Annotated in this window: 21 protein-coding genes; 15 read left to right on the top strand and 6 right to left on the bottom strand. The window is 65.9% G+C overall.

The window, feature by feature from the left end; translation table 11 throughout:
• Positions 1-178: 178 nt before the first annotated feature.
• Together ACFQEV_RS17780 and ACFQEV_RS17775 are read left to right on the top strand one after the other, a co-directional pair.
• The gene (locus ACFQEV_RS17780) at positions 179-1,309 is read left to right on the top strand and encodes a DUF373 family protein (RefSeq protein ID WP_379698935.1); all 1,131 of its coding nucleotides are present in this window, start codon (positions 179-181) and stop codon (positions 1,307-1,309) included.
• A 190-nt stretch (positions 1,310-1,499) separates the two neighbouring features.
• On the top strand, positions 1,500-1,748 hold the full coding sequence (locus ACFQEV_RS17775) for a hypothetical protein (RefSeq protein WP_379698933.1): 249 nt from the start codon (positions 1,500-1,502) through the stop codon (positions 1,746-1,748).
• Between the two features lie 78 nt (positions 1,749-1,826).
• Here ACFQEV_RS17775 and ACFQEV_RS17770 read toward each other — a convergent pair whose 3' ends face one another.
• Positions 1,827-2,669 carry a polyprenyl synthetase family protein gene (locus ACFQEV_RS17770; RefSeq protein WP_379698931.1) on the bottom strand — a complete coding sequence of 281 codons (843 nt, stop codon included), beginning with the start codon at positions 2,667-2,669 and terminating at the stop codon, positions 1,827-1,829.
• Between the two features lie 231 nt (positions 2,670-2,900).
• Between ACFQEV_RS17770 and ACFQEV_RS17765 the strand changes: the two genes are divergently transcribed.
• Positions 2,901-3,419 carry a phosphoribosyltransferase family protein gene (locus tag ACFQEV_RS17765; protein ID WP_379698929.1) on the top strand — a complete coding sequence of 173 codons (519 nt, stop codon included), beginning with the start codon at positions 2,901-2,903 and terminating at the stop codon, positions 3,417-3,419.
• A gap of 52 nt (positions 3,420-3,471) precedes the next feature.
• On the opposite strand, the gene ACFQEV_RS17760 is transcribed toward ACFQEV_RS17765, so the two are convergent.
• The 3 genes from ACFQEV_RS17760 to ACFQEV_RS17750 all read right to left on the bottom strand — a co-directional run bounded on the left by ACFQEV_RS17760 (position 3,472) and on the right by ACFQEV_RS17750 (position 6,598).
• The gene (locus ACFQEV_RS17760; RefSeq protein ID WP_379698927.1) at positions 3,472-4,428 is read right to left on the bottom strand and encodes an electron transfer flavoprotein subunit alpha/FixB family protein; all 957 of its coding nucleotides are present in this window, start codon (positions 4,426-4,428) and stop codon (positions 3,472-3,474) included.
• Entirely contained in the window at positions 4,425-5,228 is an 804-nt protein-coding gene (locus ACFQEV_RS17755) for an electron transfer flavoprotein subunit beta/FixA family protein (RefSeq protein ID WP_379698925.1), read from the bottom strand. The genes ACFQEV_RS17760 and ACFQEV_RS17755 overlap by 4 nt, the downstream gene beginning before the upstream one ends.
• A gap of 140 nt (positions 5,229-5,368) precedes the next feature.
• Complete coding sequence (locus ACFQEV_RS17750) at positions 5,369-6,598, bottom strand: helix-turn-helix transcriptional regulator (protein ID WP_379698923.1); 1,230 nt, start codon at positions 6,596-6,598, stop codon at positions 5,369-5,371.
• Positions 6,599-6,755: 157 nt separating this feature from the next.
• Here ACFQEV_RS17750 and ACFQEV_RS17745 point away from each other — a divergent pair, with 157 nt between their 5' ends.
• Both ACFQEV_RS17745 and ACFQEV_RS17740 read left to right on the top strand, forming a co-directional pair.
• Entirely contained in the window at positions 6,756-8,099 is a 1,344-nt protein-coding gene (locus ACFQEV_RS17745) for a DUF7094 domain-containing protein (RefSeq protein WP_379698921.1), read from the top strand.
• Between the two features lie 43 nt (positions 8,100-8,142).
• On the top strand, positions 8,143-8,631 hold the full coding sequence (locus tag ACFQEV_RS17740; protein ID WP_379698919.1) for a type IV pilin domain-containing protein: 489 nt from the start codon (positions 8,143-8,145) through the stop codon (positions 8,629-8,631).
• Between the two features lie 101 nt (positions 8,632-8,732).
• On the opposite strand, the gene ACFQEV_RS17735 is transcribed toward ACFQEV_RS17740, so the two are convergent.
• On the bottom strand, positions 8,733-9,401 hold the full coding sequence (locus ACFQEV_RS17735) for a methyltransferase domain-containing protein (RefSeq protein ID WP_379698917.1): 669 nt from the start codon (positions 9,399-9,401) through the stop codon (positions 8,733-8,735).
• A 180-nt stretch (positions 9,402-9,581) separates the two neighbouring features.
• Between ACFQEV_RS17735 and ahaH the strand changes: the two genes are divergently transcribed.
• From ahaH to ACFQEV_RS17685, 10 genes are all read left to right on the top strand, one after another.
• Complete coding sequence (gene ahaH, locus ACFQEV_RS17730; RefSeq protein ID WP_379698915.1) at positions 9,582-9,914, top strand: ATP synthase archaeal subunit H; 333 nt, start codon at positions 9,582-9,584, stop codon at positions 9,912-9,914.
• Positions 9,901-12,126 (top strand): V-type ATP synthase subunit I, encoded by a 2,226-nt coding sequence (locus tag ACFQEV_RS17725; protein WP_379698913.1) that lies wholly within the window; start codon positions 9,901-9,903, stop codon positions 12,124-12,126. Before ahaH ends, ACFQEV_RS17725 begins: the two co-directional genes overlap by 14 nt.
• A 192-nt stretch (positions 12,127-12,318) precedes the next feature.
• On the top strand, positions 12,319-12,567 hold the full coding sequence (locus ACFQEV_RS17720; RefSeq protein ID WP_379698911.1) for a hypothetical protein: 249 nt from the start codon (positions 12,319-12,321) through the stop codon (positions 12,565-12,567).
• 25 nt (positions 12,568-12,592) lie between these two features.
• Positions 12,593-13,174, top strand: coding sequence for a V-type ATP synthase subunit E (locus ACFQEV_RS17715; RefSeq protein WP_379698909.1), 582 nt, complete (start codon positions 12,593-12,595; stop codon positions 13,172-13,174).
• Entirely contained in the window at positions 13,171-14,217 is a 1,047-nt protein-coding gene (locus tag ACFQEV_RS17710) for a V-type ATP synthase subunit C (RefSeq protein ID WP_379698907.1), read from the top strand. Before ACFQEV_RS17715 ends, ACFQEV_RS17710 begins: the two co-directional genes overlap by 4 nt.
• Positions 14,214-14,543, top strand: a complete 330-nt coding sequence (locus ACFQEV_RS17705) for a V-type ATP synthase subunit F (RefSeq protein WP_379698905.1) — start codon at positions 14,214-14,216, stop codon at positions 14,541-14,543. Before ACFQEV_RS17710 ends, ACFQEV_RS17705 begins: the two co-directional genes overlap by 4 nt.
• A gap of 1 nt (position 14,544) precedes the next feature.
• Complete coding sequence (locus tag ACFQEV_RS17700) at positions 14,545-16,302, top strand: ATP synthase subunit A (RefSeq protein ID WP_379698903.1); 1,758 nt, start codon at positions 14,545-14,547, stop codon at positions 16,300-16,302.
• Position 16,303: 1 nt separating this feature from the next.
• Entirely contained in the window at positions 16,304-17,728 is a 1,425-nt protein-coding gene (locus ACFQEV_RS17695; RefSeq protein ID WP_379698901.1) for an ATP synthase subunit B, read from the top strand.
• A 164-nt stretch (positions 17,729-17,892) separates the two neighbouring features.
• Complete coding sequence (locus ACFQEV_RS17690; protein ID WP_379698899.1) at positions 17,893-18,591, top strand: V-type ATP synthase subunit D; 699 nt, start codon at positions 17,893-17,895, stop codon at positions 18,589-18,591.
• 124 nt (positions 18,592-18,715) lie between these two features.
• The gene (locus ACFQEV_RS17685; protein WP_379698897.1) at positions 18,716-19,144 is read left to right on the top strand and encodes a DUF6276 family protein; all 429 of its coding nucleotides are present in this window, start codon (positions 18,716-18,718) and stop codon (positions 19,142-19,144) included.
• A 36-nt stretch (positions 19,145-19,180) separates the two neighbouring features.
• Here the strand turns inward: ACFQEV_RS17685 and prf1 are convergent, their stop codons facing one another.
• On the bottom strand, positions 19,181-20,431 hold the full coding sequence (prf1, locus tag ACFQEV_RS17680; RefSeq protein WP_379698895.1) for a peptide chain release factor aRF-1: 1,251 nt from the start codon (positions 20,429-20,431) through the stop codon (positions 19,181-19,183).
• Positions 20,432-20,462: the final 31 nt, after the last annotated feature.

Raw genomic sequence — 20,462 nt, 5'->3', positions numbered from 1 at the left:
TCAAAAGTCGTGCTACTTCGACCACGGAGCGCGGCGCGAACGCCGCCGAGAGCCCGCGTGGGTCGCGGTACCGAACGTCTCGGGCGTCGCCGCTCGCTCCGTCCCGGTGGAGTCGTCCGATTCGACGCCGCGGCTCGCTCCCGAAAACAAATATAGTCCGACGGCATACCCCCGAACGATGCTACTGGTCCTCTGCGTGGACCTCGACGACGACCTCGGCCGGAAGACGGGACTCGACACCCCCGTCGTCGGCCGAGATGTCGTCGAGGAGGCCGCGGTGGCGCTCGCGACCGCCGACCCCGAGGACTCCGACGTGAACGTCCTCTTTCAGGGCATCCACGAGTACGAGGCCCTCGGCGCGGACCCCGAGGTGAGCGAGGAGGTGGAAGTCGCCGCGGTCACGGGGACCCAAGGGAGCGACGTGAAGGCGAACCGCGCCATCGGCGACGAGATAGACCGCGTGCTGGCGGGCCTCTCGACGGGCGAGAACGTCCGCGCCATCGTCATCACCGACGGCGCGCAGGACGAGTCCGTCCTGCCGGTCATCCGGTCGCGCGTCCCCATCGACAGCGTCCGCCGGGTCGTCGTCCGGCAGGCGCAGGACCTCGAATCCATCTACTACACGATGAAGCAGGTGCTGGCGGACCCCGAGACGCGCGGCACCATCCTCGTGCCCCTCGGCATCCTGCTTCTCATCTACCCGTTCGTCACCATCGCCAGCCTGTTCGACGTGCCGGGCGCGGCCGTCCTCGGCCTCATCTCGGCGCTCCTCGGCCTGTACACGCTGTTCCGCGGTCTCGGGCTGGAGACGGTCGTGGACGACACCGTAGACCAGGTGCGCGACGTCCTCTACGAGGGGCGCGTCACGCTCATCACGTACGTCGCCGCCGCCGCCCTCATGGTCGTCGGCGGGTTCCGCGGCGTCGCCCTCTTAGAAACCGTCCGGGCGGGCGTCGACGCGCAACTCTCCGCGCCCGTCGTCCTCGCGGCCCTCGTCCACGGCGCGGTGCAGTGGTTCGCCGCCGCGGGCGTCACCTCCAGTCTCGGGCAGGTGACCGACGAGTACCTCGCGGACCGGTTCAAGTGGCGCTACCTCAACGCGCCGTTCTACGTCGTCGCCATCGCCATCGTCCTCTACGCCGTCTCCGGGTTCATCCTCCCCGCCGGCGTCCCCGGCGCGGAGTCGTTCACGCTCACGGACCTCGCGGTGGGACTGACCGCCGGCACGTTGCTCGGCGTCCTCAGCACCCTCGTGTTCGCCATCGCCGAGTCGCGGTTTCCGACCGGCGTCGAACCGACCCGCGGGTGAGGGGCGACCCGCGAACGACGGAGAGAGCGAGCGAGATGAGTGAGGCTCCGTCGAAACCCGCCGTCGGTGGATAGTTCTACGCGGGCGTGCTGACTACGGAATCCGTATCGTTCACTCGGTTATCGACCGACGGAGACAGAGTTCGCAGCCCCTCGGATTATCCCTGTCTGGTGGTAACAGGAGGGTAGACATGGACCGAATGTTCCGCGACGATGACCGAGAGAAGACCGTCGTCACGTCCGAAGGCCGCACCGTCGGACGGGTCCGTGACGTCGACGACGACCGGGCGACCATCGACCGCTCCGACGACGACGAGAGCCTGACCGACGAGATAAAGGACATGCTCGGGTGGGGCGACGACGACGACTCCCACGAACTCCACCGAGACCACGTCGAGAGGGAAGAGGACGACCGACTCTACCTCCGCCAGAGACGGTAACCCGCGGTCGAAGCCTTCGGGCGATGGCCGAGCGGAGATGTCCCTTTTCACGTATCGACGAGACTGTGAGCGAGAACGTCACCGCTCGCGGACGACGACGAACTCTGCGAGGTCGGTCAGGTAGCCGAGCGCTTCCGTGTCGTTCAACTCCGCCGTTTCCAAGGCCTCCAGCGCCATCTCCGACTGGTCGTGCGCGCGCCGGTTCGCCTCCTCCGGCGTGAGGTTCGTCACCTGCACCAGGGAGGGGCGGTCCATCTCCGCGTCCTGTCCGGTCGGCTTGCCGAGTTCGTCGGCGTCCGCCGTCGCGTCGAGGACGTCGTCGCGTATCTGGAATGCGACGCCGACGCGTTCGGCGTACTCCCCGAACGCCTCGACGGTGAAGGGGTCGGCGCGGGCGGCCACGGCCCCCAACTCCGCCGCCGCGCGGAACAGCGCCCCGGTCTTCCGCCGCGCGAGTTCCATGTACTCGAGTTCGTTCGTCGGCCGGGCGACCAGTTCCGTCGCCTCGCCCTCGCCGAGTTCGACCATCGACTCCGCGACTATCTGCGTCGCCCGTTCGTTCACCGACAGGAGGGCGAACGCCTCCCCGAGGAGTCCGTCGGAGGCGACGATGGCCGGACCGTAGCCGTACTCGGCCCACGCGCTCTTCGTCCCGCGCCGGATGTCCGAGCGGTCGATGATGTCGTCTATGACCAACGAGGCGTTGTGGACGAGTTCGACGCTCACCGCGAAGTCCACCGCGTCCTCGGGGTCGCCGCCGCACGCCTCGCACGCGAGAATCGTCACCGCGGGCCGGACGCGCTTTCCCCCCGCGAGCGCGACGTGGCCCAGTTCGTCCGACAGTTCCGGCGGGTCCACCGCCTCGATGACCGATTCGAGGCGTTCCTCGACCATGGAGACCCGACGCTCCAGATATTCCATTGTCGGACCGTAGGATTCAAAAAACAAGTACGTGACGGGTTACGACCCACTTTTTCTCGGGGGTGCTACGCACCCCCGACAAAACCTGGAGGAAAAAGGAAGCTAGCCCGGCCGGCAACCGAACTCCGGTTGTCCGTTTGACGACGTCGGTGGGGATACGGTGCTCTCCGCGGCGTTCCTCGGCACCCGACTCGGCCACTGATTCATGTGTCTCCGCTCGACACTGATAGCATGGATTACGAGGAATACTTCGAGCAGATGGGGACCGACACCGCCGGTCGGTACGACATCTCTCCGCTGTTCGGTGACGCCGATACCTTCGCGGCGCTCAGAACCGACCTCTGTGCGGGGGTCGACTCGGAACCGACCGTCGTCGTCGGTATCGACGCCCTCGGATTCGTGTTGGGCTCCGCCGTCGCCACCGAGATGAGCGTCGGGTTCGTCCCCGTTCGACAAGGAGGCAAACTCCCCTATCCGGACGACGAGTTGCTCCGACGGGACATAACGGATTACTCCGAGGACGCGAAGTCGCTCGAACTCCACCCGGACGAACTCGACGTGGACGACCGCGCTCTCGTCGTCGACGATTGGATAGAGACGGGTACACAGATGCGGGCGGCGACGGACCTTGTGGAGTCGGCGGGTGCGTCCGTCGTCGCAGTCGCCGCCATCAGGGCGCACCGCAACGAAGGGACCAAACCGCTCTTCGAACGGTACGACGTCCACGCACTCCGCACCGGAGCAGAGTGATGCTGTTCCGTTGGCCCGACGAAATCTGACCGAAAAAACACCGCCTAACGTCTCACTCGAACTGCTCGATGAGCGCCGGTACCACGTCGAACAGGTCGCCGACGACGCCGTAGTCCGCGATGTCGAAGATGGGGGCGTTCGGGTCGGTGTTGATGGCGACGATGGTGTCCGAGTCTTTCATCCCGGCGACGTGTTGGACCGCGCCGGAGATGCCGACGGCGATGTACACGTCCGGCGTGACGACCTTCCCGGACTGTCCGACCTGCCGGTTCGCCGGGAGCCAGCCGTTGTCCACGATGGGCCGCGACGCCGACAGCGTCGCGCCGAGTGCGTCGGCCAGACGTTCGACGAGTTCGAGGTTCTCCTCCTCTTCGATGCCGCGCCCGACGGAGACGAGCACGTCCGCGTCCGAGATGTCCACGTCGCCGTTACCGACCTCCTGATAGCCGGTGACGTGGGAGTTGACCGCGCTCTCGTCGGGTTCGAAGTCGAACGGCCGTATCTCCGCGTCGCCGGGTTCATCCGTGGGCACCCACTCGCCGCCGCGAACGGTCACGGCCGCGCGTTCGGCCTCTACGTCCACCGTCGTCTCGACTTTCGACCCGAACATCTCCCGCGTCACTGTGAGCCTCTCGTCGAACGCCACGTCCGTCGCGTCCGTGACGAGGGGGACGTCGAGGCGACTCGCCACGGCGGGCGCGTAGTCGAGGCCATTCACCGAGTGCGGCATGACGATGAACTGCGGGTCCAGTTCCGCCGAGAGGGCGGCGACGGCCTGCACGTACACGTCGTGGTTGAACTCCTCGCCGTGTTCGACGGTGTGGACGACGTCCACGCCCTCACAATCTAGCTCCTCGGCGAACTTCTCGACCCGACCGCTTATCGCGGCGGCGTGGAGTTCGCCGCCCGTCTCCGAGGCGAGTTCCCGACCGGCCGTCAGGAGTTCGTAACTCACGTCGCGGAGCGACCCGCGGCGGTGGTCGGTGACGACGAGCACGTTCGACGTCATTCCGCGCCCACCCCCTTCTCGCGGAGGGCGTCAGCGAGTTGCACCGCTTGCTCCCCCGCATCGCCCTCGAAGAACGTCGCGTCCGACTCGCTCTCGGGTTCGTACATATCCGTGAGGTGCAGACTGCTTTCGACCGCCGTCGCGTCGAACCCGAGGTCCGCGAGCGACTTCTCGGCTATCTCCTTCGACTGCGCCTGCCGGATGCCGCGGAGGCTGGCGTACCGCGGGTCGTTGATACCCGTCTGGATGGTCAACACCGCCGGAATCTCTATCTCCGTCAGTTCCTCGACGCCGCCTTCGAGCTCGCGGTGGACGCCCGCGACGCCCTCTTCGAGGACTCGCTCCTTGTCGAGGGCGTTCACGACGGCACCCCACTCGAATCCGGCGCTCTCGGCGAGGTAGACGCCCGTGGCACCGAACCCGGTGTCGTTCGCCTGCACGCCCGACAGCACGAGGTCGGGGTCCTCCTCGTCGACGACGGCCCCGAGGAGTCGCGCCTTCGCGGCCACGTCCAGTAGACCCCGCTCTTCGAGCGTGTCGTCCCAGATGCGAACCGCGCGGTCGACGCCCTTCGCCAGCGCCATCCGAATCGTCTCCTCGCTTCGCTCCGGGCCGACGGTCGCCGAGACGACCTCGACGTCCTCGTCGGCCGCCTCCTTCAGTTGCACGGCCTCCTCGACCGCGTACTCGTCCCACTCGTTGAGGTCGTACTCGAGGTACCTCGGATCGACGCCGAGGTCCGCTATCTCGAAGTCGTCTTGGACCTCCGCGACCTCCTTTACGGTCACGAGAACCTTCATCATCGTTCCGTCTCATTGGGGGACGTAAACACTTTCGGAGGACCCGTCGCGGAACCGACCGGTAACCGCGGTACCGAAACGGGACTCCGCGCGGAAACCGTCGGTCGGAAAATCGACGGTCGAAAACGCTCTCCGGCGCGTCAGGCCGTCCCGTCTTCCGTGCCGTCCCCGTCCGGCAGGGAGATGAGGTTCTCCCGACCGAGGCGGAGTTTCGTCACGCGCCCGTCGTCGGCCATCGCAGAGAGCAGTTGCGACACCTTGGCGTCGGACCATCCGGTCTCTTTGACGATGTTCGCCTGCTTCATCCGCCCGCCGTTCTGTTCGAGGAGGTACTCGACGCGTTCCTCGTCCGAGAGCAGCGACACGTCCACCTCGTCCTCGTCAGCGTTCCCGCCGTCTCCGGGTCCAGGGTCGATCGGTCCGGCGACGGCGTCGCCGTTCTCGTCAGAGTCGCCCGCCGGTACCGCGCCGCCCGCGGGCGTCCCGCCGTTCGTCGCCGCGGTCGCACCGCCGGGCCGCGACCCGTCCGTCGCGTTGGCGGGTGCGTCCGCGCCGCCGTCGCGTCGGCTGCGGAGCACCACCGCCGCGCCGACTGCGAGGGCGACGAGGACGACGGCCCCGCCGCCGAGGTAGAGGGGCCACTCGAAGCGCTCTCGGGCGGTCTGTCGGTACGTGACGACGAGGCGCTCGTCGTCGTTGAAGTCGGAGGGGCCCTCCAGGATGATTGCGTTGCTCTGCTGTTTCACCGGGATACTCGTCGTGTTCGTCGTGTACCCCTCGGGCGGGTGGATGATCATCCGCTGGTTCTCGCCCATCAGCGACAGCCACGTCGGCGTCGATTCCGACTGGTCGCTCGGAACGAGGAAGACGTCGCCGAGGCGGAGACTCCGGCCCTCGCCCTCCTTGAGGAAGTTCGTCCAGACGAACGACATCGAGAGCGTTCCGGTGCCGTCGTTCACGGAGTAGTCGTACGTCGCGTTCCGAATCTCCATCTCCCGGCCCGTCGTGTCGCTGGCCTGCGCGGCGATGTTCCTGAACAGATCGGCGTCCACGCCGACGTCGGACTCTCCGCGTTCGTACTCGCGGCCGATTTTCTCGAACGCGCGCGTCTCGTTCTCGTCGTTGAGTTGGTATCTGACTTCGACGCGCCACTTGGCGCTTTGGTCCGCTCGCAGGGCGACTCTCATCACCGTCTCCGGCGATTGGTCGAGCGAGGAGCTCGTCTGTGCTCGGACGGCACCGTCCGCCGACGAGCGGAGGGCGGCGGCTCCGTCCGTCCCGGAGGCGGCCGCCGAGTCCGGCGCGGCGACGGCGGGTCCGGCGCCGGAGAGCACGAGGAGGAGGGCTGTGAAAAGTGCGACACTCCGCATTTGCTGGTGTTTCGACGGGGGACTCTCAAAACGCTTTCCATCGGTTGAACGCGACTCGACCGCCGATACCGCCGCGAACGGCCGGCTGAGAACCTGCTACGTTATCTGAGGGCGAAATGACTGCGTTTTTAGTACTGTGAAACTGTACCGACCGGATATGAGAGCCCTCCCCGTAACGCTCGCCGTCCTCCTCGTCCTCTCGTCCGTCGCCGCCGCGGCGGGAACGACGGCTACACCGCCGGATACGGCCGCTCCGTCGCAGACGGCGGACCCGCTTCGAGGCGGACCGGTCGTAGACGAGGAGACCAACCGAGCCACGCCGTCACGGGGGCTGATCGCGAACGAGACGGCGCGAACGGAACGTCTCGGCGTCCTCGGCATCCCTCCGAGCGCCGTCGAACGGAGCACGCTCGAAACCCGGACCGTGGACCTCGGACCGGCGCTCTCCTTCGAGTCGAACGCGACCGCCGCGCGCATGGAGACGCTGCGCCGAATCGACCGCATCGAGTCCGCACCGACGGTCGAACGCCGCCAGCAACTGCTGTTAGGGGAACTGAGCAACGTCGAACAGCGCGTCATCAACCTCCGCGCGCGCCAGCGAACGGTGCTGTCCGCCTACAGCGCGGGTGAGATGTCCGCGCGGAGGCTCCTCATCGAACTGGCGATCATCGACATTCGGGCGTCCGCGCTGGAGGAACGGCGCAGCCGAATCGCGGAGCTAGCGCAGTCGACTCCCGACTTCTCTATCACCGAACGCTCTGCGGACCTCGAACGGGAGCTCGACACGTTCACCGGTCCCGTTCGCCGCCACGTCGTGACGGTACTCAGCGGGGAGGCGGAGTCCTCCCGCTTCTTCGTCCAGTCCGGCCCCGACAGCGTCGTCCTCGGCGTCATTCGGAACGGAACGTACGTCAGGGAGGCGTACCGCGGGAACCTCCGCCAGCGCGGCGCAGAGAGCATCACGACGCCCGAGGCGTTGAACATCACCGCCGAGTTGTACCCGAACATCTACGCGCTCCGCCTCGCGCAGAACGGTTCCGACGTCGTCGGCTCTGGCGACAGCTACCTCGTCCGAATCCAACACGAACGCGGACATCTCTCGGCGTTCGTCGACAGCGGGTCGAAGACCGTGTTCAAGGAGTACCAGCGCCGCCCGCTCGACACGATGGAGACGGAGAAGGCCGGAACCGCCGTCAAGGACGGCCTCGAACTGACGGCCTACCGGACGTACTCCGGCGGACCGGTGCTTATCCGACTGAACGACTCCGAGACGGGCAAACCCGTGGACGCGAGAATCACCGTCGGCCCGACGGGCGGGCGGAGTACGAGCGTCGGCCGAACCGGGGAAGACGGGCAGCTGTGGACGCTCGCGCCCGGTCAGTCGTACCAGATAACCGCCATCGACGACATCTCGGTCGTCCTGCTCTCCGTCGAGTCGTCGGAACCGCCGCTCATCCACGAGGAGCAGACCAACCGGACGACCGAGACGCCCGAAGAGTAGCGCCCGAGGAACCTTCTTATACTGTGAGGCGGCCACCGCCTCCGTGTCCGACCGCGCCCTCTCACCGGTCGTCGGCGTCGCCGTCCTCGTCGGCGTCGCCGTCGCTCTGACCGCCGTCGTCGCCGCGGGAACCGTCGCGCTCGCGTCCGATGATCTCGCTGCGCCCCCGACCGGCGGTCACTCGACGGCACGGGTCGCGTTCTCGCTCTCCGTCGCCGACGACACCGTGGCGCTGACGCACGAGCGGGGTCCCCCGCTCTCTGTTCGACGCCTCAGCGTCCGCGTCGAAATCGACGGGACGCCGCTACGCCGTCAACCGCCGGTTCCGTTCTTCTCCGCGCGCGGCTTTCGCTCGGGTCCGACGGGGCCGTTCAACGCCGCCTCCGACGGAACGTGGTCCGCGGGCGAACGCGCGTCGTTCGCCGTCGCGGGGACGAACGACCCGACGCTCGCGGCGGGGCGGACGGTGACGGTGACCGTGTACCGGGAGGGCGGACGTCTCGCGCGACTCTCGGCGGTCGTCGGGGCGTGACGGTAGAACAGGTAGGGGCGAGGGGACGGACGATGGGACGCGAGGCGACGCTGTGCGCGGAGGGCGTCGCGGGCGGAAGGCGAACGCGGAACGCGCCTCGGTTACGCGTCGGTTTCGACGGCCTCGGTCGAACCGTCGCCGCCCGCTTCCTCCTCGGGCGCGCGAGCGACCGTCGTGATGGCGCGCGGACTGCCGGGGCGGGCCTGCTGGATGTGGTGTTCTATCTCGACGAAGCCGGCCTCCTCGAACATCCGCTGGGCCTCGTGTTCGTCGTAGAACAGCATTATCGTGTCCGCGAGCTTCTGAAACAGCGTCGTCTTCGGGTAGTCGGGGCCGACGACGAGGACGCGACTGCCGGGTTCGACGACGCGGCGGAACTCCCGAAGCGCCGCGACGGGGTTCGGCCAGTACTCGATAGAGCCCGAGGACCAGACGGCGTCGAAGGAGTCGTCGGCGAAGGGGAGACGCTCCGCGTCGCCGCGGTAGAACCGCACGTCGTCGTTCTTCCCGAACTTGGCGAATGCCCTCTCCAACTGGTGGGCGCTCTGGTCGAGTCCGTGAACGTCGTCGGTGTAGCGGAGGAGTCCCTCGGTGGCGAATCCGGTTCCACAGCCCACGTCCAGCACCCGGTCGTCGGCCCGGAGGTCGAGGAGTTCGAGCGCTTCGTCGCGCATCTCCTCGTTCCAGACGAAGGGGTTCACGCGGTCGTACACCTTCGAGAGGTACTTGTAGAACAGACGGGCCCGTGATTTGTCTTCGAGGACTCCCATCGCCACCGGATTCGCCCCCGGCTCTCATAACGGTGCGGATTCAGCGTCGTTCTCGAACGGCGACCGTTCGTCCCCCTCTGCGGGGGCTCGCGTTTTCACCCTCCGAAAACCCACCGTATTCACGCGCGTGTTCCGCAAACACCTTATACGCCGGTACTGCAACTTCTCAGTGATACGAGTATGCCGAGACCAGAGGTTCTCGAACGGATCAAGACTGCCGAGAACGAGGCCGACGACATCGTCGCAGAGGCCGAGGCCGACCGCGAGGAGCGTATCGCGGAGGCGCGACGCGAGGCAGAGGAGATCCGTCAACAGGCCGAGGAAGAGGCGCGTGAATACGAGGAGGAACGTCTCGACGAAGCTCGCTCAGAGATCGAGGAGGAGAGCGAGGTGATTCTGAAGCGCGGCGAGGAGGCGCGCGAGGAGCTCGTCGAAGACGCGAAGGGCAACGCTGACGAGGCGGTCGAATACGCCATCGAACGGTTCGAGGAGGCGGTGCATGCTCAGACCTGAGCAGATGAGCAAGGTCTCCGTGACCGGGTCCAAGCGCGTGATGGACCCCGTCATCGAGACGGTCCACGACCTGAACCTGCTGCACGTCACGGAATACGACGACACGTGGGAGGGCTTCGACCCCGGCGACCCCGTCGAAGGTGCCGAGGAGGCCTCCGAGAAGCTCGTCACCATCCGCTCGCTCGAGAGCATGCTCGACGTCTCCGACGACGACGCGGGGCCGACCCGCATCGTCACCGACGAGGCGCTCGAATCGGACCTCGAAGACATTCGAGAGCAGGTCAACGACCTCGACGACGAACGACAGGAGCTCCGACAGGAGCTCCGCGAGATCGAGGAACGGATCGACGAGATGTCGCCGTTCGTGGACCTCGGGATCGACCTCGACCTGCTCTCCGGGTACGACACCCTGCAGGTCTCGGTCGGACGCGGGAAACGGGAGCAGATAGAACGCGCCCTCGGGGACGCGGACGACATCCGCTCGCACGAGGTGTTCGCGGGCGACCGGATACTCGCCGTGTTCGCCTACCCCTCGAAGAACGCCGACGACTCGGCGCTCGCGGACGCTCTCGTCGGGGCGGACTTCGTCTCCGTCGAGGTTCCCGACGCCGAGGGGAGCCCCGAGAACCACGTCCGCGACCTCGAACAGGAGGCGCAGCAGATTCGCTCGAAGCTCGACTCCGTCGAGGACGAAATCGAGAACCTGAAACTCGACGCCGCGGGCTTCCTCCTCGCCGCCGAGGAGAAACTCGCGATCGACGTCCAGAAGACGGAAGCGCCGCTTTCGTTCGCGACGACGGAGAACGCGTTCATCGCCGAGGGGTGGATCCCCTCCGAGCGCTACACCGAGTTCAAAGCCGCGCTGAAGGAGACCGTCGGCGACCGCGTGCAGGTCGAGGAACTCGAGCGCGCGTCGTTCACGTCCGACGGCGACGACCACGTCCGCGAGGACATCCCCGCGGGCCCCGGCGGCGACGGCACGGGTTCGCCGACCGCGGCCGACGGTGGCGACGCCGACGAGGCGCGCGCCGACGGCGGGAACGCGGTCGTGATGCAGAACGACGAACCGCCGACGGTGCAGAGCAACCCCGGCGCGGTCAAACCGTTCGAGATCCTGGTGAATGCCGTCAGCAAGCCGAGCTACTTCGAGCTCGACCCGACGATCATCCTGTTCCTGACGTTCCCGCTCCTGTTCGGGTTCATGATCGGTGACCTCGGCTACGGGCTCATCTACATGGGAATCGGCTACTTCCTGTGGTCCAAGTTCGACGAGCGCCCGGCGTTCAAGAGCATGGGCGGCGTCACCCTCGCGGCCGGGCTGTTCACGGCCATCTTCGGCGTCCTGTACGGCGAGATATTCGGGCTGCACCTCATCTCGACGTACTTCTGGGAGGGCGTGCTCCACATGAGCCACCCGCCGATAGAGAAGGGCCTCTCCCCCGCCACCAGCGAGTGGGCGCTCGGTTGGCTCGTCGTGAGCCTGCTGGTCGGCGTCGTCCACCTCAACATCGGGTTCATCTTCGACTTCGTGGACAACTACGAGCTTCACGACCTGAAGCACGCCATCTTCGAGAGCGCCTCGTGGATTCTGATGCTGAACGGCCTGTGGATCTGGATATTCTCGGACGTGACCCGCGGGACCGCCCCGGACTTCATGTTCACGACGTTCACGTCCGAGGGCGTCCTTCCCCTCGGCTTCGCCGGGTTCCCGGCCATGGTCGGATGGGCCGGACTCGTCGCGTTCTTCGTCGGACTCGCCCTCCTCGTGATGGGCGAGCCCATCGAGGCCGTCGAGTTCATCAACGTCCTCGTGAACGTGCTGTCGTACACGCGTATCGGCGCGGTGATGCTGGCGAAGGCGGGGATGGCCTTCACGGTCAATCTCCTGTTCTTCGGCGTGTACGCCATCCCGGGCGACCACGGTGATGAGTGGCACTTCATGCTCAACCACGGTCCGAAGTACGTCCTCGAGCACCACAGCGAGGCGACGATCATGTTCGGCGGCCTCGTCCACGGCGACGCGGCGACCATCCTCATCGGTCTCCTCGTCCTCGTGTTCGGCCACCTCCTCGTGCTCATCCTCGGCGTGACCAGCGCCGGCCTGCAGGCGGTGCGTCTCGAGTACGTGGAGTTCTTCAACAAGTTCTACCAAGGCGGCGGCCGCGAGTACGAACCGTTCGGTTACGAGCGTCGCTACACCACCGAAGACTAACCACAACCCACCCTCGGCCTTCGTCGTTCACCCTTCGAGAGCCGCGGTACCGGAACTCGTTTTTCGCTCTATTCCGCCGAATCCGGCCGTATCCGCCGGCCTACGGCGAAACGGTTTGGGAACCTTTATGAGGTGTGTCTGTCCACATACGCACGTTCGGAGACGACTAACCGTCAGAGAAAATACCCAACTATGTCAGCACTAACACTCCTACAGCAAGCGCAGGCAGCCGCCCCGGCTCTCGAAGCACCCGCCGCCGCCGCCCTCGCCGTCGGTCTCGCGGCGTTCGGCGCGGGATACGCGGAGCGTGGCATCGGTGCCGCCGCGATGGGTGCCATCGCAGAAGACGACTCTCTCTTCGTCAACGGTCTCATTCTGACCGTTCTGCCGGAGACGCTCGTCATTCTGGCACTCGTCGTCGTGTTCATCGTCTCGGCGTAAGCACCTCCCCCCACCCTTTCCATCAATGAGTTTGGATAACGTCGTCGAAGATATCCGAGGCGAAGCACGCGCGCGTGCGGAGGAAATTCGAGAGGCCGGTGAGCGCCGCGCTACCGAGATCATCGAGGAGGCCGAGGCCGACGCCGAGGAACTCCTCGAAGCGCGGGAGGCCGACGTCGAGCGCCAGGTCGAGCAGGAGCGCGAACAGGCGCTCTCCGGTGCGAAGCTGGAGGCGAAACAGCAGCGCCTCGAAGCCCGACGCGACGTCCTCGAAGACGTCCGCAGCCGAGTCGAGGACGAGCTCGCCTCGCTCTCCGGCGACCGCCGCGAAGAACTGACCCGCGAACTCGTCGACGCCGCGGCCGACGAGTTCGACGAGAGCGACGACGTCGTCGTCTACGGCCGCGCCGACGACGCCGAGTTGCTCGAAGACGTCCTCGAAGACTACGACGGCTTCAGCTACGGAGGCGAGCACGACTGCCTCGGTGGCGTCGTCGTCGAGAGCGAGTCCTCGCGCGTCAGAGTGAACAACACGTTCGACTCCATCCTCGAGGGCGTCTGGGAGGACAACCTCAAGGAAGTGAGCGCCCGACTGTTCGACCAATGAGTGTATCCGGCGGTTCCAATCCGGAGTACGTGACCGCTCGCGTCAGAGCGCGGCAGAGCGCCCTGTACAGCGAGGAGGACTACCGCAAGCTGGTTCGGATGGGACCGGCCGAAATCGCCCGGTTCATGGAGGAGTCGGAGTACGAGACCGAGATAAACGCGCTCGGTTCGCGCTACTCGGGGGTCGACCTCATCGAGTACGCGCTGAACCGGAATCTCGCAAAGCAGTTCGACGACATCCTCGACTGGGCGGAAGGCCGCCTGTACGACCACATCGCGCGGTACCTCCGCCGGTACGACGCGTGGAACGCCAAGACGGTCATTCGGGGGCTCTACTCGGACGCCGACCGCGACGAAATCGCGGACGACCTCATCCGTGCGGGCGAGTTCTCCGACAGCTTCATCGAACGGTTGCTCGACGCGGGCACCGTCGAGGAAGTGGTCGAGCGGCTCCACGGTACGATGTTCGACGCGGGCCTCGAAGAGGCGTACGCGGACTACGAGGAGACGGACGTCCTCGTTCCGCTCGAGAACGCCATCGACCGCGCGTACTACGAGGCGTTGCTCGAGGACCTCGTGGTGAACGAGGAGACCCAGCAGTACCGCGACTACCTCGAAGCGGAGATCGACTTCCGCAACGCGCGGAACGCGCTCCGCCTCGCTCGAAGCGGGGCCGACATCGACCCGTCCGAGTACTATATCAGTGGCGGGTCCCTATTCTCGGCGTCGGAACTGACCACGCTCGCGCAGAACCCTGACGAATTGGTTACGAGGATTCGCGACTCGGAGTACGGCGACGATCTCTCGACGGCGCTCGACGAGCTCGAAGAGGCCGGTAGCCTCCTCGGGTTCGAACGCGCGCTCGACATCGCGCTTCTCGAAAAAGCCCGCGGGATGGGGAGCGTCTTCCCGCTCTCCATCGGTCCGATAATCGCCTACATCCTGCGCAAAGAGCAGGAGGTGGACAACATTCGGGCCATCGCGCGCGGACGCGAGGCCGGTCTCTCCGAGGACGAGATCGAATCGGAGTTGGTCATCCTATGAGTCAGGAGATAGCCGTCATCGGCAGCTCGGACTTCACGACCGGCTTCCGCCTCGCGGGAGTCCGGAAGTTCGAGAACGTCCCGGAGGAACAGAAGAACGAACAGCTCGACGAGGCCGTAGAGGAGACGCTCTCGGACGAAGACGTCGGCATCATCGTGATGCACGACGACGACATGGAGCATCTCTCGCGCCAAGTCCGCCAGTCGGTCGAAACCAGCATCGAACCGACGCTGGTGACGCTCGGCGGCGGTGCGGGCGCGGGCGGCCTCCGCAATCAGATCAAACGCGCCATCGGTATCGACCTGATGGAGGAGGACGAAGACTAACATGAGTGCAACACAAGAGACCGTCCGAGAAGACGGCATCATCGAGAGTGTGAGTGGTCCTGTCGTGACCGCCCGTGACCTCGACGCCCGAATGAACGACGTCGTCTACGTGGGCGACGAAGGTCTGATGGGCGAGGTCATCGAAATAGAGGGTGACATCACGACGATTCAGGTGTACGAGGAGACGTCCGGCGTCGGTCCCGGCGAACCCGTCGAGAACACGGGCGAACCGCTGACCGTCGACCTGGGCCCCGGTCTGCTGGACTCCATCTACGACGGCGTCCAGCGACCCCTCGACGTGCTCGAATCGAAGATGGGCAGCGCGTTCCTCGACCGCGGCGTGGACGCGCCCGGAATTGAACTGGAGAAAGAGTGGGACTTCTCGGCCGAAGTCGTCCCCGGCGACACCGTCGAACCCGGCGACGTCGTCGGCGTCGTCGAGGAGACGGTCACCATCGACCACAAGGTCCTGGTCCCGCCGACCTACGAGGGCGGCGAAGTCGTCACCGTCGAAGAGGGCGACCTCACCGTCGACGAGACGGTGGTCGAACTCGACAACGGCGAAGAGATAACGATGCATCAGGAGTGGCCGGTCCGCGAGGCCCGTCCGTCCGCGACGAAGAAGACGCCACGGACGCCGCTCGTCTCCGGTCAGCGCATCCTCGACGGTCTGTTCCCCATCGCGAAGGGCGGGACGGCCGCCATCCCCGGTCCGTTCGGGTCCGGGAAGACCGTCACCCAGCACCAGCTCGCGAAGTACGCCGACGCGGACATCATCGTCTACGTCGGGTGCGGCGAGCGCGGTAACGAGATGACCGAGGTCATCGACGACTTCCCGGAGCTGGAGGACCCCTCCACCGGGAACCCGCTGATGGCCCGCACCTCGCTCATCGCCAACACGTCGAACATGCCCGTGGCCGCGCGGGAATCCTGCGTGTACACGGGTATCACCATCGCGGAGTACTACCGCGACATGGGGTACGACGTCGCACTCATGGCCGACTCCACCTCCCGGTGGGCCGAGGCCATGCGCGAGATATCCTCGCGCCTCGAGGAGATGCCCGGCGAAGAGGGGTACCCCGCGTACCTCGCTGCGCGCCTCTCCGAGTTCTACGAGCGCGCCGGTTACTTCGAGAACATCAACGGCACGGAGGGGTCCGTCTCCGCCATCGGGGCCGTCTCCCCGCCCGGCGGCGACTTCTCCGAGCCCGTCACCCAGAACACGCTGCGCATCGTCAAGACGTTCTGGGCGCTGGACGCCGACCTCGCGGAGCGTCGGCACTTCCCGGCCATCAACTGGAACGAGTCGTACTCGCTGTACAAGGACCAACTCGACCCGTGGTTCCAAGACAACGTCGCCGCCGACTGGCCCGACGAACGCCAGTGGGCCGTCGACGTCCTCGACGAGGAGGCCGAACTCCGGGAAATCGTCCAGCTGGTCGGTAAGGACGCCCTGCCGGAGGACCAGCAGCTGACGCTCGAAGTCGCGCGGTACCTCCGCGAGGCGTACCTGCAACAGAACGCGTTCCACCCGACGGACACGTTCTGTCCGCCGGAGAAGACGTACCTCATGCTCACCGCCATCCACCACTTCAACGACGAGGCGTTCGAGGCGCTCGAAGCCGGCGTCCCGGTGGACGAGATTATCTCCATCGAGGTCGCCCCGCGCCTCAACCGCATCGGCGTGCAGGAGGACTACGAGGAGTACGTCGCGGAACTGAAAGACGACATCTCCGAGGAACTTCGGGAGCTGTACTAAGATGAAAGAGTACCAGACCATCACCGAAATCAGCGGTCCGCTGGTGTTCGCCGAGGTCGACGAGCCGATCGGATACGACGAGATCGTCGAAATCGAGACGCAGAACGGCGAGACGCTGCGCGGGCAGATCCTCGAATCGACGGACGGCCTCGTGGCCATCCAGGTGTTCGAGGGCACGAGCGGTATCGACCGGAACGCGTCCGTCCGCTTCATGGGCGAGACGCTGAAGATGCCCGTCACCGAGGACCTCCTCGGACGCGTCCTCGACGGGTCGGGCCAGCCCATCGACGGCGGCCCCGACATCGTCCCGGACGAGCGCCACGAAATCGTCGGCGCGGCTATCAACCCCTACTCCCGGGAGTACCCCGAGGAGTTCATCCAGACCGGCGTCTCCGCCATCGACGGCATGAACACGCTGGTCCGCGGACAGAAGCTCCCCATCTTCTCCGGGTCGGGGCTGCCGCACAACGAACTCGCGCTCCAGGTCGCCCGTCAGGCGACCGTTCCGGAGGAAGAGGAGGGCGACGACGACGAGGGCTCTGAGTTCGCGGTCATCTTCGGCGCGATGGGTATCACCGCGGAGGAGGCCAACGAGTTCATGGAGGACTTCGAGCGCACGGGCGCGCTCGAACGCTCGGTCGTCTTCATGAACCTCGCGGACGACCCCGCAGTCGAGCGGACGGTCACGCCGCGCCTCGCGCTCACCACCGCCGAGTACCTCGCGTTCGAGAAGGACTACCACGTGCTGGTCATCCTCACGGACATGACCAACTACTGCGAGGCCCTGCGCGAAATCGGCGCGGCCCGCGAGGAGGTTCCGGGCCGTCGTGGGTACCCCGGGTACATGTACACCGACCTGGCGCAGCTGTACGAGCGCGCCGGTCGCATCCAGGGCCGCGAAGGCTCCGTGACGCAGATACCCATCCTCACGATGCCGGGCGACGACGACACGCACCCGATTCCGGACCTGACCGGATACATCACCGAGGGGCAGATCTACGTCGACCGGGACCTGAACAGTCAGGGCATCCAGCCGCCGATCAACGTGCTTCCGAGCCTCTCGCGTCTGATGGACGACGGTATCGGCGAGGGCCTCACGCGCGCGGACCACGCGGACGTCTCCGACCAGATGTACGCCGCGTACGCGGAAGGTGAGGACCTCCGCGACCTCGTGAACATCGTCGGCCGCGAGGCGCTGTCGGAGCGTGACAACACGTACCTCGACTTCGCCGACCGCTTCGAGGAGGAGTTCGTCGATCAGGGGTACGACACGAACCGCTCCATCGACGAGACGCTCGAAATCGGCTGGGATCTCCTGTCGATGTTCCCGAAGAAGGAGCTCAACCGTATCGACGAGGAGCTCATCGAGGAACACTACCGCGAGGACGCCGCCGACGAGGGCGCGGAAGAAGTCACCGCCGACTGACCGGCGTCTCTCTCGGACGTTCTTTTCGGACGACGCCGAACGCGGAGCGACGGCGCCGCGCGTCGCAATGTACTCTTCTTCGCGTACGCGTGCGCGAATAATCATTGTCCGCCGAGTCAGACTAAAAAGGATTAACCCCCTCCGTCCACAAGCGTCCCCCAAGGATGGCCAACGACGTCAAACCGACTCGGAAGAACCTGATGGCGATAGAGGACCGCATCGAACTCTCCGAGCGAGGCCACGACACCTTGGAGCAGAAGCGGGACGGTCTCATCATGGAGTTCATGGACATCCTCGACCAAGCGCAGGACGTCCGTTCGGAGCTCAACACCAACTATGAGACCGCCCAGCGGAAGATAAACATGGCGCGCGCGATGGAGGGCGACGTCGCGGTGCGCGGCGCGGCCGCGGCGCTGAAGGAACACCCCGAGATAACGACCCAATCGAAGAACATCATGGGCGTCGTCGTCCCGCAGATCGAGTCCTCCCGCGTGAAGAAGAGCCTCGACCAGCGCGGATATGGACTGCTCGGGTCGTCGTCGCGCATCGACGAGGCCGCGGACGCCTACGAGGAGCTGTTAGAGAGCGTCATCCTCGCCGCCGAAGTCGAGACGGCGATGAAGAAGATGCTCAGAGAGATCGAGACGACGAAGCGCCGCGTCAACGCGCTGGAGTTCAAACTCCTGCCCGACCTCTACGAGAACCAAGAGTACATCGAGCAGAAGCTCGAAGAACAGGAGCGCGAGGAGACGTTCCGCCTGAAGAAGATCAAGGGCAAGAAAGAAGAAGAAGAGAGGGAAGAGCGCGAAGCAGAGGAGGCCGAGACGGTCCCGCAGGAACGGCCGGCCACCGCCGACGACTGACCGACGCTCGGCGTCCGAGTCGGTCGCACCCCTTCGGCCGCACCATCCAGTTTTCTCTCGCTTCTGTCGCCCGCCGGAGGACGGTATCGTCGGGTTTTCACGCGTCCGCGTCTCACCTCGACGTATGATTCGTACGTGTACGGCCTGCGGCGGCGATTTAGTTCCGTTCGCGGTTCCGGACGGACTCGGAACTCACGCGCCCGACGCGCCCGCCGAGGGCGACGGCGGGGCGTCGGACGCCGCGACGCTCTGTTCTCGATGCCTTCGGACGTACCCCGAGTTCGACGCGCCCGACGAGTCCGACGCGCCGACGTTCGACGCCGTGGCGGAGTACTTCCCCCGCGGCGACGGCGGCGCGGCGGTGGCGCTTCTCCTCGGGATGCTCGACTCGCTGGCGTTGAACCGCGCCGCGATAGAGACGCTGGTGGACCGCGCCGAACGGGAGGGAGTGGACGTTCTCCTGACGCTCGACCGCATCGACGGCGACGCGGCGCTGGACCCGCACTTCGACGTGGGCCGCCGCCGCACGCAGGTCGAACAGCTACTGGTCTGAGCGCTCGGAGACGAGACGAGAAGAGTCGGTCGGCGTTTAGACGCCCGTGGCGTAGCGGAGGATGCCGGCGACGCCGCCGAAGGCGTCGTGTAGCTGTTCGCCCTTCTCGAAGTCGGTCGAGATGAACTTCGTCTCGGTCCCTCGCTGTTCCGCGATGGACATCAGGTGTTCGATGACGTCCTCGCGGTCCTTCTTCTCGGCCTCCTGACCGCACTCGGTGCACTCGTGGCCGGGGTCGCCGTGCCGGCGGTCCACGACTTCGTACTCCTCGTGGCCCTCGGGACACTGGTAGACGACTACGTCCGAGTGGAGGTCCTCCGAGAGGAGGAGTCGGTCCACCGACCCCATGACGAGGTTCTTGCGGGTGGGGCCGAACCCGTAGGTCGCCTCCTCGCCCGTGTGGAGCTTCTCGAAGAACTCCTCCATCTGGGACTTGTCCTTCATCACCTCCTGGTCGGCCAGCACGTCCTGTGCGGCGTCCACGAGGTCGTAGAGGCCGGACTCGTCGGTGTAGGAGACGTCGAACTTCCCGACGACGAGGTCCTGCAGTTCGTGGTGGAGGTAGTCGCCGTCTAAGAACTCGTCTTTCGTCGGCGACGGACCGCCGACGAGGATTCCGTCCAAGTCGTGCCGCTTGGCGACGAACAGCTCGTTGGCCATCTCCGCGACTTCCTGATAGAAGTTGTCGATGGCTTCCAGACGGAGGCGGGCGAAACGCTGGGCGGACTGGCCACCCTTGCGCTGTTTGCCGGGGACGAGCGAGGACGCCGACTTGACCGGTTCGACGCGCTTGCCCTTCAGCCACCCGACGTTCGCCTCTCGCCGGTCGAGGACGACGAGGCCGAACAGCCCCTTGTCCGTGAGCATGTTCTCCAGCGGTTCCGTCAGGAAGTCCGAATCGCAGTGATAGCGGAACGACTGGATAGGTTCGGGCGGACTCTCCAGCACCTTCGTGACCATCTCGGTCTGGCCGCCGCCGGAGTTCACCGCACCGGAGAAGATGACGATGCCGTTGTCCGGCGGGAAGGTGTCGTAGTAGCGGAGGCGGTCCTTGATGGAGGTCAGGGCGTCTTGGACGGCCGTTCGCGTCTGCTTGGACTTGATGTTCGACGCCTCCGAGTGCTCCTGCGTGACGTGGGCGACGACGTCGGATATCTGCTTGTCATCCGGGATATAGATAGTGACGAGTTGCGTTCCGGAGCCCTCGAAGTCCTCGAGCTCCTCGATGACCTTCCGGAACTCGTACTTCCGGCGGTCTTCGCTCACCTCTTCGGCGTCGGTACTCATTGTCGACTCTAGGCCGGCGAGAGGCTAAGTA

This window comes from Halopelagius fulvigenes (assembly GCF_042662625.1).
Taxonomy (GTDB): domain Archaea; phylum Halobacteriota; class Halobacteria; order Halobacteriales; family Haloferacaceae; genus Halopelagius; species Halopelagius fulvigenes.
The sequence above is the reverse complement of the archived record's forward strand: the minus strand, read 5'-3'. Positions and strand labels throughout refer to the sequence as shown.